Source organism: Pseudoalteromonas sp. RB2-MNA-CIBAN-0110 (assembly GCF_040309305.1).
Taxonomy (GTDB): Bacteria; Pseudomonadota; Gammaproteobacteria; order Enterobacterales; family Alteromonadaceae; genus Pseudoalteromonas; species Pseudoalteromonas arctica.
Map to the genome: position 1 here is coordinate 1 of NZ_JBEOOQ010000001.1, position 14297 is coordinate 14297.

Below are 14297 nucleotides of genomic sequence, written 5' to 3' on the forward strand. Positions count from 1 at the left end.
TCGCTTTAGCATTTACTATGATGTGGCTACCAATGTGGGCTGATTAATATATATACTACAAAGATCAACAGCCCCTAGTATAATTTAAATAAATAGAACTAACAGCGTTAACTACAATTCTATGTATATAAAATCAAAGTATAAATTATAAATATCTCAGATATTCATTTATTTATCATCCTATCTGTATACAATATCAGCGGCTATTAAATAAGGTACACTCATAAGGTACAACCATGAAAAAACAGATCAGCTTATTGGCACTTTTATGCACCGCTTCTGGTGCCTACGCAGAATCAGCACCTAAAAATGTAATTTATATGATTGGTGACGGCATGGGTCCGGCTTACACCACGGCTTATCGCTATTTTAAAGATGACCCTGCAACAAAAGAAGTAGAAGGCACGGTTTTTGACACTATTTTAAAAGGCATGGCTCATACCTACCCTGACGACCATACTTATGTAACAGACAGTGCAGCGGGTGCTACAGCGCTTAGTAGCGGTCATAAAAGTTATAATGGCGCGGTTGGTGTAGATACAGACAAAAAACCAGTTAAAACTATGCTTGAAATAGCAAAAGAGCGTGGTATGACAACAGCGCTTGTTGTAACGTCACAAATAAACCATGCAACACCTGCTAGCTTTACAGCTCACAATGAATCTCGTTACAACTACGATGATATTGCCAACGATTATATTGATAATAAGATTGCTGGTAAATTACCCGTTGATTTAATGCTAGGTGGCGGTACTAAATATTTTATTCGAGATGACCGTAATTTAGTTGAAGAATTTAAAGCGGCAGGTTATCAATACGGTGACGATATTAATAATCTGGGCCAAATCACACAAATACCTGCCATTGGTTTGTATGCAAGCAAAGGCCTGCCATTTGCACTTGATATAAACCCAACTCGCCTTACTCAGTTAACATCTAAAGCGCTTGGTTTACTAGATAACCAGAACGAAGAAGGCTTTTTTGTGATGATTGAGGGCAGCCAAATTGATTGGTGTGGTCACTCTAACGATATAGCCTGTGCGATGGCTGAAATGGACGACTTTGCTAAATCAATCGAAAAAGCAAAAGCGTACGTTGATAAAAATAAAGACACTATACTTGTAGTTACAGCCGATCACTCAACGGGCGGCTTAACTATTGGTTCGCACGGCCAATTTAAATGGGAAACAGACGTAATTAAAGGTGTTAAGGCAACGGCTAGTAAGTTAACAGACAAACTTATGGAGTCTAAAGACTTAAAACCAGTATGGACTGCTAACACCAATATTGAATTTACAACCGAAAACCAAATCAAACTAGAGCAAGCTAAAAAAATGGGCGAAAAAGCGCTTAATTTAGCTGTTAAAAGTATTATTAGTGATGCGAGCTTTACTGGCTGGACAACCGGCGGACACACCGCTGTAGACGTTCAAGTATTTGCCTATGGCAAAGGCAGTGAGCAATTTATTGGCTCACAAAATAATACTGATATTGCCGATAAGCTAATTGGCTTTATTGAACAGTAATACCAATCCGCAATAATACTTAATCAATTTGAGGGGTTAAATCTGACGTTAACTACGTTAAAAATTTCTGATATAGAACAACTAAATAACGAAATTTTTGCCTTGTTATCGACACGATTTTCTTCCCTCAAAATAGATCACTTAATTAAGCGAATTGGTATAATTTCACCTCGTTTTTAACACAAAAAGCCCGAACACATGTTCGGGCTTTTTATTGAATTTTATCGCTGTATTTATCTAAAACGTTTGAATGAGCTTTAAGCGTATATATCAACGCCTATTAAATTTTGTACTTCGGCTCTGCGTTCTAAATTGGCAAATTCAGTATAAGTAGAAATCGCTTTACTTACTTGAGCTGTCGGTTGGTCGTAAATTGTTTGGCTGTATTCATTGCTTTTAGCACTACTTTTAAACAGTTGATTAGCCAGTTCGACGCCCTCGACACTGCTTTTTACATAATCGGTATTCGTTTTTTGAGCAGCCGGCTGGTCTAATAAACTCTGTGGTTTATTAGTAACAACTTTAGTAGGGCTAACCCTACCCGGAATATCTCCGGTAAAAAAACCTGAACCAATAGGCAGCGTCATTACGCGTCTCCAACCTTAATATTGCATAAAATTATGATTTAAAAACAACCAATTTGCAAATAATATGATTACTCACGTCCTGGTAGCTTTTTCCACGTTACCGTATCGCGCACATATTTAGGTTGAGCGTCACTCGCTTTTACAACGTCACCCGCTAAAAACGCGGCTTCAACATGCGCTAACATATAACGCGCATCAGGCAATGTAATATCAGTATTAATTGTCACGTTTTCAAAGTCATTAAGCACATCAGGATAGGTTTTAAAGCCTGTGCCCACGGCTATAGATGGCTCACTGGTCGCTATATAATCATTGTTTAGTAAATCAGGTTTTATAACGCATTCTTGGTTAACTAAAAGCATTAGATTATTTTGCGCTTGGTAATGTGCAAAGTATATCTCACCCATGCGTGCATCTATGCTTGGATAAACACTAAGACTACCGTTTTGTTCAAATGCTTGTTGCGCCATAATAGCCAAAGTAGACACACCTACAAGCGGCAAATTAGTTGAATACGCCAAACCTTGTGCTATTGCTACACTAATACGCACACCAGTAAAACTACCCGGGCCTTGCCCAAAACCAATGACATCTAAGTCTTTTAATTTACAGTTTGCTTTAGTTAATAGCTCATCCACAAGTGGAAGTATTTTTTGGCTATGTTGCTGCGGACATTCTTCAAAATGATGAAATGTTTGGCCCTGAAAATGTAAAACAATTGAAAGTGCTTCAGTTGAAGCATCAAGGGCAAGAATATTACTTTTGATCATTTTATTACTCTAATTAATTTGTTTTAAAAATGTATTGGCATCTTCTAAGCTTCGCGTGCGGCGCATCGGCGGTAAGCTTTTTAAAAATACTTGGCCATATTGGCGTGTAACTAAGCGATTATCGCATATTACAAGTACGCCTTTGTCTTTACTATCTCGAATTAAACGCCCTACACCTTGTTTTAGCGCAATAACAGCCTGCGGTAATTGTATGTGTGAAAAAGGGTCTTTTCCCTGCATTTGGCAATCTTGCATTTTAGCTTGAAGCAATGGATCGTCAGGGGCTGCAAATGGCAATTTGTCTATAATAACACAGCTTAACGTGCTGCCGCGTACATCAACGCCTTCCCAAAAAGAAGCCGTGCCGAGTAATACCGCATTACCATGGCGGGTAAATTTCTCTAAAATAATACGCTTAGACATTTGCCCCTGCATATAAACTGGGTAGTCTATTTGTGTAGTGAGCCCTTCGGCAACTAAGTGCATCATTCGATAGCTCGTAAATAACACAAAACAACGCCCTTGCGCTGACTTTATAAGCTCAAGTGTTAATTTTACAATCGCATGCGGCATATTATCAGCGTGTGATTCGGGTAAGTAACGCGGTAAACACAGCAACGCCTGATTAGGGTAATCAAATGGGCTATCTACCATCATGCTTTGTTTTGGTTTTAAACCAAGGCTTGCATTAAAATGCTCTAGTTTGTTGTCGACCGAAAGTGTTGCTGAAGTAAATACAAAGCCTGCGCCCGTGTCTTGCATCATTTGAGCAAATTTAGCTGATACATTTAATGGCGTTATATTAATAGTTAAATAACGGCGCGTTGTTTCATACCAGTAACTAAAACCGGTTTGGGCTGTATCAAAAACCCGCTCTAACTGCCCTTTAAACGCAAGTGCACGCTCAAACGGGTGCTCAATTTTGTCGCTTCTATCTAGGCAAAGTTTAAGTACTTGATAAACAAAATCTAAATCACTAATGACGCGGTGAAGCGCCGCGCATATTTGTTTATCACTTAGCTTTTCTCGCCAATCGCCTCGACTGCCATCAACACCAAACTGTAATCGTAAATCAGCAACGCTTGTTTCAAGCTTATTTAAGCTTTTACCTAGCTGCAGCATATCGGGAATTTCGGCTCTATAAATAGCACGTAAATCATTAATTAAATCCACCAGCTTTTTAGTACTAATACTCTCACCAAAATAATCACTGGCAATTTCGCTTAACTGGTGGGCTTCATCAAATATATACGCGTCAGCTTTTGGCATAAGCTCAGCAAAGCCACTTTCTTTTACAGCCATGTCGGCAAAAAATAAATGGTGATTAATCACAACTACATCGGCATCGGCCGCAGTTAAACGTGCTTTGCGTATATAACAGCTTTGAAAATCTGGACACTCTTTACCTAAGCAATTATCGGCTGTTGAATTTACATAAGGCAGTACTTTCGCGTCATCTTCTATACCAATACAATCGGCTAAATCGCCTGACTGCGTTTCACTGGCAAACTTAGCCACCATCGCTAGTTGGTGCATTACGTCGGAGTCATCAGTAGGTACATGCGCAACATGCTGATTAAGTCGGTAGGTACATAAGTAATTGGCACGCCCTTTTAATAAGGCGGTTTTTTTAGAAGCACCAAGCGCTTTCACTAATTGAGGTAAATCGCGGTGATATAACTGTTCTTGTAAAGCTTTAGAACCAGTCGATATTATCGTTCGGCCTTTCGATTTAAGTGCAGGGGCTAAATATGCAAATGTTTTACCAGTACCCGTGCCTGCTTCAACAACTAATTGCGAACTGTTTTTTAATGCATCTGCAACAGCTACTGCCATATCAATTTGTGGTTGGCGAGGCGTATATCCATCTAACGATGACGCCAAAGGCCCGGTTGCACTAAACAGCTGTTTGATAATACCAATCACTTTAAAATAAATAATAGCGGGATTTTACGTAAGCAAAGCATTTAGGGCAAGTAATTACAAAATCGACTTTTATTTTATGATGCAACACACGTTTCAATAATGTGATTAACCACTAAAGTTTACAACAAACACTGTATTTATAACGTACATTTAATTTAATAATGACAATATTTACAAAGCCACATTTCCTATTAACTCTTACTAAAAACAATCCGTATTAAAAGCTATATTTAGGCATAAATACTGTGACTCTCAAATATTACAGGAGTAACATACGCGGGTTTATAATCCTCCTTTTTGTGTGTCGTTTAAAAAATAGTTAAGGTTAATCAATGAATGCTTGGTACCTCATTTGTTTTCTCTCTGCAATTGCAATTTTTATAGCCTTTGCAAACCAGTACATCCTCAAAATGCAAACTACTATTGCCATTACTACCGGCTCTGTGGTTATTTCTTTATTACTGATTATTGCAGTAAAATTATTAGGCGATCAGAACGCATTAGCAATGACCCAAATTGTTTCCAGTATTGACTTTAACGAGTTACTACTTAAAGGCATGTTGGGGTTTTTACTTTATGCGGGTGCGCTCGAAATAAACCTACTTGCCCTGCGTAAGCAGCGGTGGGAAATTACTGCACTGGTCTTGTTTTCAACCATTGCCTCCACATTTATAGTGGGTTATTTAAGCTTTTATTTATTTTCAGTTTTTGGTTTTGATGTCCCTTTTATTTATTGTTTACTGTTTGGCGCGCTTATTAGCCCAACCGATCCTATCGCTGTACTTGCTATTATTAAACAAATGCGAGCGCCAGAAGGCATCTCAGTTCAAGTAGAAGGTGAGTCGCTATTTAACGATGGTATTGGTTTAGTTATATTTACCACTATATTTTCTGTTGCTTTTTATGGCACAGATGCACAATTTGGTGACATAGCAGAGCTATTCTTTGTTGATGCAATAGGGGGCATTGCGTTTGGTTTAGTCATTGCATTAGTAGGCCACTTTTTAATTATTAATAGCCGCGATGTAAATATTCGCCTATTAATTACCTTAACTATCCCAACAGCAGGTTTTGCTGCAGCAAATATTTGGGAAATATCTGGCGCACTTGCCATGGTAACCAGTGGCATATTGATGGGTAATATTACCCGCACTAAAGCAACCGAGCGTACGGGCCCCGAAGACACGCGCTACGTAAAAGATTTTTGGCATGCAACCGACAGCTTTCTAAATGCTCTACTGTTTTTAATAATAGGTATGCTAATAGTCACTATGCCAATCACGCTTGGCGAAATTGGTTTAGGGTTATTAATGGTACCTGTTGTATTACTAGCACGCTTTATAAGTGTAGGCGCACCATTTGTAATTTTTAAACGCTTTAGAACTTACGATAAACACAGTGTTAAAATTTTGACCTGGGGTGGACTACGTGGTGGCCTTGCTCTGGCAATGGCGGCAGCAATCCCACGCGAGCAAGTTTTTGTAGGCGGTTCAGACCTACATAACCTAATCGTTATTGTTACTTACGTAGTGGTTATATTTTCTATTATTGTACAAGGCTTAACTATTTCGCCGCTTATTCAAAGCAGCATTAAGTCAGCTGAGCAAGCCAAGTAATAAATGCTTTGTCTGCAACACATTCAGTAACCAAGTTATTATAAAAATCACTTGGTTACTGTTACTCACGTGTTACAAAAACACTTTAAAGTTCTATAAATTGTTATCCTTTTTATTTATCTGCTTTGTTTAAATTAATCCGCTTGAAATGCAAATGAAAACAATTATAATTTTGACTTTTCCTCTACAGGGCTTTTCGATGTCCATAAATAATTCTCACATGTTTTTAAATTTGGTGTCTCTGAGCAAACGACAATTTCAATGTTTTTTTATGCTTTTTATAATGGTCATGGCAAGCTTTAGTGTTTCAGCCTCGCCTAATGAGCAAACAAAAATAAAACAAATTGCACAGCTTGCAGAGTATGTAGGTGTTGATTACGTGGCAGCTGTTGGGAATGGTGAAATACTTGATCCTGACGAATATCAAGAAATGACTGAATTTTCGCACGTTATTATTGAGCAAGCTGGACAGCTATCAAGCCAAACAAATGAGTTTGATACAGTAAAGGCACAAGCTAAAGCCCTGCATACAGCGATTGCCAATAAAGCGAGTGTTGCCGATGTACGTGCAGCAAGCTCAGCGCTTCGTGAGTCGCTACTGACCTTTATGCCGCAACTATCGTTACCTACATCACTACTTCCTGTTGAGCAAACCAAAGCGCTTTTTGCTGCTAACTGTTCAATGTGTCACGGCCCTAGTGGTCAAGGCGACGGCCCGCTTGCAAAAAACTTATCGCCAGAGCCTACCAACTTTACCGATGAAGAACGCGCAACTAACCGCTCATTAATGGGGTTATTTGACGCTGTAAGTAACGGTATTAACGACACGCCAATGGTTGCTTTTACTCAATTTAATGAACAACAACGTTGGTCTTTAGCTTTTTATGTAGGTAGCTTGGCATTTAAAGATGTTCAAAAACCACAAAATCTAGAGCAAAACATTACCGCTTCGCAGATTGTAAACTTAAACCCTGCACAATTATCGGCAGGTCAAAGTGAAGCACAAGCACATTACGTTAAATGGCTTCGTGGTAATCCAGAGCAACTATTTACCGGTAAAAAGAATCCGATAACGGTTACTCGCACACAGTTGCTTGCAGCGCAAGCCGCGCATGCTAAAGGCAATTACTCACAAGCAAGTGATTTAGCAATTAGCGCTTACCTAGATGGCTTTGAGCTTGTTGAAAACAACTTAAATGCCTACGACGAAACACTGCGTAAAAACATCGAAGTACAACTGATGAACCTGCGCCAAACATTTAAAAACGAGAAAGATGCAGCCATCGTTGACGAAAAAGTAAGTGCAGCGCTAGCTCAACTCGCTAAAGCAGATAGCATGCTAAACGAAACCAAACTAACTGATGGTGCACTCCTCTCAGCGAGTTTAGTTATATTACTACGCGAAGGCCTAGAAGCACTCCTCGTTATTATTGCCCTTATGACTGTGCTTATTAAAACGAAACGTCAAGACGCACTTAAATATGTACATGTTGGTTGGGTAACCGCACTTATTGCTGGTGGCTTAACGTGGGCTGCGGCGCAAACATTAATAGAAATAAGTGGTGCAAGTCGCGAAGTTATGGAAGGTGCTGGTGCATTGTTTGCCGCTGTAATTTTACTGTATGTTGGCGTATGGATGCACAGTAAAACCAGTGCGCAGCAATGGCAAAAATACATCAAAGACAATATAGATAAGCGTCTTGAGTCGGGTACATTATGGGGTTTAGCAGGGCTTTCTTTTATTGCCGTATACCGTGAAGTATTCGAAACCGTACTGTTCTATCAGTCTTTATTAACGCAAAGCTCGCCTGCTCAATATTCATCTATTGCTTCGGGTTTTGCGATAGCTGTAGCAATACTGGCTATTATTACGTGGGTATTAATTAAGTACTCAATTAAATTACCGGTTGCTAAGTTTTTTGCCATTACCACTTACCTATTATTTGCACTCTCGTTTGTGCTTATGGGCAAAGCTGTTATTGCATTACAAGAGGCCGACATAATAGGGATTGCGCCGCTACCAATGAGCTTTGACATTGCATGGCTTGGTATAAAATCAACATGGCAAGGTATTGTGGCTCAAATATGTGTGTTCGCTATATTTAGCTTTTATATATTTAAAAGCAAAAACCAAGAGTAATGCCAATCTGCTTAAGAGTTTAAGCTAATTGGCATAAGCAAAATACATAGTAAAAAGGCCCGCAAGGGCCTTTTTGAGTTAATTGCTTATGTATTTAGTAAAGTTGGTATTATCAAGCCCATGTATCTAAATGGGTGTTTTCGTCATCATCTAGGTTGGACTTTTTTTTACTATTTTGATCATCAAGCATATTGAGCTTTTTCTTTTTTTGTAACTCACGCCTTTTTTTATTCTCTAGCTCAACTTTTTCAGCGGCAGCCCCACTTTGCACACCCGCAATATGAAAAGCACTTTTTGACTCAACTTCTAGCCTAGTTATTCTTCCTAAATAAGGGATCATAATATCCATAAGTACTTCCTTATTTTTTCATTTTATTCATTAACCACTTGGTTTGAGTGATAAACAACCAATTATTGGCGAAAATTGCGCTTATTATCTTAATATTATCGACAGTTATAACATATGCTTTAATTAAGCTAAAAAAAACTTGCCATAATATAGCTGTTTATGTTTTTATGAATGCGAAATTTATTTAAACAGATAACAACTGCACGTTAACAAAACAACGGGCAGTTACATAGGATAAAAAATGCGCTTAAACCTGACAACAGTACATCATCACCACCATTCACCGGAATAACCTGTCAGGTCTTTCGCTGAGAGGTTATTCCTAAAAGGAACCTCTGGCGATTCAAATAGCATTGATTCATTTTCGCCCTGAGGTTCCCCTCGGGGTTTTTAGTTTTTAAATTAAAGGAAAATGAATAATGAACAACAGTAATCGTCTACGTATCGCCATCCAAAAAGGCGGCCGCCTATCTAAAGATTGTCAAGATCTGCTTAAACAGTTAGGTGTTAAACTTAACCTTCGTGAACAACGCTTAATTGCACACTCAACTAATATGCCAATTGACGTACTACGTGTGCGCGATGACGATATTCCGGGTTTAGTAATGGACGGTGTATGTGACTTAGGTATAGTTGGCGAAAACGTACTTGTAGAAGTTCAAGCAGAACGTGAACGTCAAGGTGTTCCAAGCGAAGTAACCAAACTTTCAAAACTAGACTTTGGTTACTGTCGTCTTGCACTTGCATGGCCACAAGAGCTTGGCGCTCGCGATAAGAGCTGGTTTGAAGGCAAACGTATTGCTACTACCTACCCAGAAATCTTAACTCAGTGGTTAAAGCGCGAAGGTATTAACGCAAGTACAGTAATGCTTACGGGTTCTGTTGAAGTAGCACCGCGTGCAGGTTTATCTGATGCAATTTGTGATTTAGTATCTACTGGCGCAACACTTGAAGCTAACGGCTTGATTCAAGGCGAAACAATTTTAGAATCAAACGCGTGTTTAATTCAAAATAAAGATCTTCAAGATGCTGACAAACTAGCACTAATCAATAAGCTTATGCCGCGCCTACGTGGTGTTAGACAAGCTAAAGAAAGCAAATACATCATGCTACACGCACCAAAAAACAAACTTGATGAAATTTGTGAAATTTTACCAGGTTCTGGTCAACCTACTCTACTTGCCCTTGCTGGTAACGATGAATACGTAGCACTTCACATGGTAAGCAGCGAAACATTATTTTGGGAAACAATGGAGCAGTTAAAAGCCCTAGGCGCTAACTCTATTTTAGTTATGCCAATTGAAAAAATGATGGAGTAAGTGCCATGCTTCGTTGGAATGAGGAATCTTCACAAGTACAAGCAGCGGCGCTAATGCGCCCTGCAGTTTCTGCCAGTGCCAAGGTTGAAGCTATATGCAAAACTATTTTAGCTAACGTAAAAGAGCAAGGCGATGAAGCCTTACTTAGCATGGCTAAAGAGTTTGATAATAGATCTAACCCTCGCTTATGTGTTCCGCTTGATGAAATTAACGCATCAGAGCAAGCACTGAGTGCAGAGCTTAAATACGCAATTGATACCGCTTATGCAAACGTTAAACGTTTTCACGAAGCGCAATTGCCAAAAGATATTAAATTATCGACCCAACCAGGCGTTGTATGTGAACTGAAATATCAAGCCATCGAAGCAGTCGGTATTTATGTACCCGGTGGCAGTGCTCCACTGCCATCGTCGGTTATTATGCAGGGTGTATTAGCGCAGTTAAGCGGCGCAAAAACCGTTGTACTTGCTACACCGGTACAAGGTGATAAAGCGATTAACCCTGCTATTTTATATGCAGCTAAGTTATGTGGCATTACTACATTAATAGAAAGTGGTGGCGCAGGCGCAATTGCAGCAATGGCTTATGGCACCGAATCGGTTCCTAAAGTGAACAAAATATTTGGCCCAGGTAATAGCTTTGTAACAATGGCTAAACAGCTCGTTGCGCAAACTATTCCAGGTATGGCAATTGATATGCCAGCAGGTCCGTCTGAAGTACTTGTTATTGCAGATGAACGTGCAAACCCAGAATTTATAGCCGCCGATTTACTCTCACAAGCAGAGCACGGTGCAGACTCGCAAGTTATTTTATTATGTAACAGCGAGAGTATTATAGAACAAACTCAGCAGGCACTTACACGCCAGCTGGCTAATTTGAGCCGCAAAGAAACAGCCGAGCAAGCGCTCGCTAATTCTTCACTTATTTTAGTTGATTCAATTGAGCAAGCATTTGATGTATCGGCGCAATACGGACCAGAGCACTTAATTTTACAACTAGGCGATGCAACACCATACCTAGATAAAGTTAAAAACGCAGGCTCAGTATTTGTAGGTGACTACACGCCAGAATCTGCAGGCGATTACGCATCAGGTACTAACCACGTGTTACCAACCTATGGTTACAGTGCAACATATTCTAGCTTAAACTTACTTGATTTTTTTCGTACATACACAGTGCAAACAATTACTAAAAGTGGTTTAACGCAGCTTTCAAAAGCTATTTTACCACTTGCAGATGCAGAAGGCCTTGATGCCCACGCTAATGCGGTTTCAATTCGTTTAGAGGCAATTAAAAATGAGCAATGAGAGCGCACAAGCGTCTAGCTTATTACCTAAGAATATTGCAGCCCTTGCTGCATACAGCTCTGCAAAAAGTGAAAAGCTAACCGGTACTACGTGGCTCAATGCTAACGAAAGCCCGTATGCTAAAAACCTTGAACTGAGTATTGAAGATTTAAATCGCTACCCCGATCCACAACCGCAACTGGTTATTGACCGTTACGCCGCTTATACAGAGCTTGAAAGCGAAAATGTATTAATGACGCGCGGCGCAGATGAAGGCATTGAGCTTTTAGTGCGCACATACTGTGAGCCAGCTAAAGATAGTATTGCGCTATTTTTACCAACCTACGGTATGTACAAAGTTACCGCCGATACACACAACGTTGGCATTAACGCGCTTACCCAAGAATTATTATTAAGTGGCAGTGCTGACGAAATAGTCGAAGCTGTTGGCAGCTCAAAACTGGTATTTATTTGTAACCCAAATAATCCAACTGGCAGCTTAACGCCACTTGATAAAGTAAAAGCGATTGCAACAGCACTTGCAGGTAAAGCATTAGTTATTGTTGATGAAGCCTATATAGAGTTTTGCCCAGAGCAAAGCGCGACTAAACTTATTAATGAGTTTAGTAATGTAGTGGTTTTGCGTACGCTTTCTAAAGCCTTTGCGTTGGCAGGCCTTAGAACAGGCTTTACCCTTGCACAAGCAGCAACTCTTGCGCCAATTCGTAAAGTCATTGCGCCGTATCCGGTATCTGGCGTAGTAGCAAGCATTGCAGCGCAAGCAATTGCACCCGATGCAATTACATCAATGCGCCGCCAAGTCACTATTTTAAATAGCTTAAAAGCTAAATTGGTAGATTGGCTAAACGCATCCCCTGCTGCATTAAAAATTCTCACTGGTGAAGGTAACTTTGTTACTTTAAAATTAGCCGATAAAAACTACTTTAAAATTGCACTTGAGCAAGGTTTGGTTATGCGCGCTTTTACGCTATACGGTGAAGACGACTGGCTACGAATTTCAATTGGCAGTGAACAAGAACTTGAACAAGTAAAAATTTGGTTAGATGGCTTACAAACGCCGGCTACCGCAGCATCTTTAGCAGGAAACGAAGTATCATGAGTAACCCCTATTTATTTATAGACCGCGACGGCACTATTATTGAAGAGCCAATTACCGACAAACAGGTAGATAGCCTTGAAAAGCTAGCATTTTTACCTGGTGTTATTCCTGCGTTATTACAATTACAAGCCGCAGGTTACCGTTTAGTAATGGTGTCTAACCAAGATGGTTTAGGCACAGATAGCTTTCCTACTGCTGATTTTGACATAGCACAAGACAAAATGATGGACATAATGCAAAGCCAAGGCATTAGCTTTGACGAAGTATTAATTTGCCCTCACTTTAACGAGCAAAACTGCGACTGCCGTAAACCTAAAACAGGCTTACTTACCGAGCTTATGCGCTCAGGCAAAGTAGACTTAGCACGCTCTTTTGTTATTGGCGACCGTGAAACTGATATTGGCCTTGCTCAAAACTTATGTTGTGAAGGTATTTTATACGACGGCGATTGGAGTGCGATAGTGACTAAATTGACCACCGCAAACCGCGAAGGTCGTGTTACACGCAACACAAAAGAAACCCAAATTGATGTGGCAATAAACCTAGATCAAACTAAAAATGGCAGCATAGACACCGGACTTGGCTTTTTTGATCACATGCTTGATCAAATTCGCACGCACGCAAACATTGGTTTAAACATTAAAGCCAAAGGCGATTTACACATAGATGAGCACCACCTTGTTGAAGACATTGGTATTGCTCTTGGTGTCGCACTTAAACAAGCGCTTGGCACTAAATCGCAAATTGCGCGCTATGGTTTTGCTCTTCCTATGGATGAATGTAAAGCCGAAGCACAAATTGATTTATCAGGTCGTGCATCATTTGTATTAAACGCTAACTTTAGCCGCGAAAAAGCCGGTGATTTAGACGTACAAATGGTTGAGCACTTTTTCAAAAGCTTAAGTGATAATGCCGCTATTAGCCTTATTTTATCGGTAAGCGACGGTAACTGCCATCACCAAGTAGAAGGCTTATTTAAAGCGTTTTCGCGCGCTCTTCGTATGGCAGTAGCACAAGACACGACCCAACAAACAGCCAGCTCTAAGGGATGTTTATGATTGCCATAATTAATACCGGTTGTGCCAATATAAATTCAGTACGTTTTGCGTTTGAACGCCTAGGGCAAACGCCAACAGTAATTACTTCACCAGAGCAATTAGCGGGTTTTGAGCGCGCTATATTGCCAGGTGTAGGTCACGCATCGGTTGCTATGAAACGCCTAGTCGATAACGGCTGGCAACAAGCTATAAATGAATACCAGCGCCCGCTTATGGGTATTTGTTTAGGTATGCAGTTACTGTGCGAAAGCACCGAAGAAGGTAACGTACAGTGCCTAGGTAAAATACCAGGGCAAGTAAAAGCGCTTGATGTAGGCAATTTAACGTCGCCGCATATGGGTTGGAATAACTTAAGCGTTAATAAAGAGCATGCATTAACTAAAGGGCTAACGCTTGATGAGCAAGTGTATTTTGTTCACAGCTTTGCGCACACCGTAAACGACGCAACACTTGTAAGCGGCGAATACGGTCAAACCTTTTCAGCCATTGTTGCTAAAGACAATTACGCAGGCATGCAATTTCACCCTGAGCGCAGCGCAAAAGTTGGCGCACGTTTATTACAAAATTTTGTTGATTGGCAGTTGTAAGCTGCCCATTAAC

The 14297-nt window shown here is 40.1% G+C and carries 12 protein-coding genes; 8 read left to right on the forward strand and 4 right to left on the reverse strand.

Translation table 11 applies throughout. The features are described 5' to 3' along the window. Positions 1-236 precede the first annotated feature (236 nt). Positions 237-1526, forward strand: coding sequence for an alkaline phosphatase (locus AAEY68_RS00005; RefSeq protein ID WP_197111923.1), 1290 nt, complete (start codon positions 237-239; stop codon positions 1524-1526). A 257-nt stretch (positions 1527-1783) separates the two neighbouring features. On the opposite strand, the gene AAEY68_RS00010 is transcribed toward AAEY68_RS00005, so the two are convergent. The 3 genes from AAEY68_RS00010 to yoaA all read right to left on the reverse strand — a co-directional run bounded on the left by AAEY68_RS00010 (position 1784) and on the right by yoaA (position 4809). After that, positions 1784-2113, reverse strand: coding sequence for a hypothetical protein (locus AAEY68_RS00010; RefSeq protein ID WP_007580633.1), 330 nt, complete (start codon positions 2111-2113; stop codon positions 1784-1786). A gap of 68 nt (positions 2114-2181) precedes the next feature. Beyond that, a complete protein-coding gene (tsaB, locus tag AAEY68_RS00015) occupies positions 2182-2883 on the reverse strand; it encodes a tRNA (adenosine(37)-N6)-threonylcarbamoyltransferase complex dimerization subunit type 1 TsaB (protein WP_350585301.1) in 702 nt (233 codons plus the stop codon). Between the two features lie 9 nt (positions 2884-2892). After that, entirely contained in the window at positions 2893-4809 is a 1917-nt protein-coding gene (gene yoaA, locus AAEY68_RS00020) for a DNA repair helicase YoaA (RefSeq protein WP_101163490.1), read from the reverse strand. Positions 4810-5141: 332 nt separating this feature from the next. Between yoaA and AAEY68_RS00025 the strand changes: the two genes are divergently transcribed. Together AAEY68_RS00025 and AAEY68_RS00030 are read left to right on the forward strand one after the other, a co-directional pair. Further along, positions 5142-6425 carry a cation:proton antiporter gene (locus AAEY68_RS00025; protein WP_007580638.1) on the forward strand — a complete coding sequence of 428 codons (1284 nt, stop codon included), beginning with the start codon at positions 5142-5144 and terminating at the stop codon, positions 6423-6425. A 283-nt stretch (positions 6426-6708) separates the two neighbouring features. Beyond that, positions 6709-8565 (forward strand): cytochrome c/FTR1 family iron permease, encoded by a 1857-nt coding sequence (locus tag AAEY68_RS00030; protein ID WP_350585388.1) that lies wholly within the window; start codon positions 6709-6711, stop codon positions 8563-8565. Positions 8566-8677: 112 nt separating this feature from the next. On the opposite strand, the gene AAEY68_RS00035 is transcribed toward AAEY68_RS00030, so the two are convergent. Next, on the reverse strand, positions 8678-8914 hold the full coding sequence (locus tag AAEY68_RS00035) for a hypothetical protein (protein ID WP_024594333.1): 237 nt from the start codon (positions 8912-8914) through the stop codon (positions 8678-8680). Positions 8915-9333: 419 nt separating this feature from the next. On the opposite strand from AAEY68_RS00035, the gene hisG reads away from it, so the two are divergent. From hisG to hisH, 5 genes are read left to right on the forward strand one after another with little or no spacing between them, the layout of a single operon-like run. Further along, positions 9334-10233, forward strand: a complete 900-nt coding sequence (gene hisG, locus AAEY68_RS00040) for an ATP phosphoribosyltransferase (RefSeq protein WP_007580644.1) — start codon at positions 9334-9336, stop codon at positions 10231-10233. A 5-nt stretch (positions 10234-10238) separates the two neighbouring features. Continuing rightward, positions 10239-11540, forward strand: a complete 1302-nt coding sequence (gene hisD, locus AAEY68_RS00045; RefSeq protein WP_007580646.1) for a histidinol dehydrogenase — start codon at positions 10239-10241, stop codon at positions 11538-11540. Then, positions 11530-12639, forward strand: a complete 1110-nt coding sequence (gene hisC / locus AAEY68_RS00050; RefSeq protein WP_350585302.1) for a histidinol-phosphate transaminase — start codon at positions 11530-11532, stop codon at positions 12637-12639. The genes hisD and hisC overlap by 11 nt, the downstream gene beginning before the upstream one ends. Beyond that, positions 12636-13697: a bifunctional histidinol-phosphatase/imidazoleglycerol-phosphate dehydratase HisB gene (hisB, locus tag AAEY68_RS00055; protein WP_007580650.1), complete on the forward strand. Its 1062-nt coding sequence runs from the start codon at positions 12636-12638 to the stop codon at positions 13695-13697. Before hisC ends, hisB begins: the two co-directional genes overlap by 4 nt. Further along, positions 13694-14284 (forward strand): imidazole glycerol phosphate synthase subunit HisH, encoded by a 591-nt coding sequence (gene hisH / locus AAEY68_RS00060; RefSeq protein WP_002960265.1) that lies wholly within the window; start codon positions 13694-13696, stop codon positions 14282-14284. The genes hisB and hisH overlap by 4 nt, the downstream gene beginning before the upstream one ends. Positions 14285-14297 lie beyond the last annotated feature (13 nt).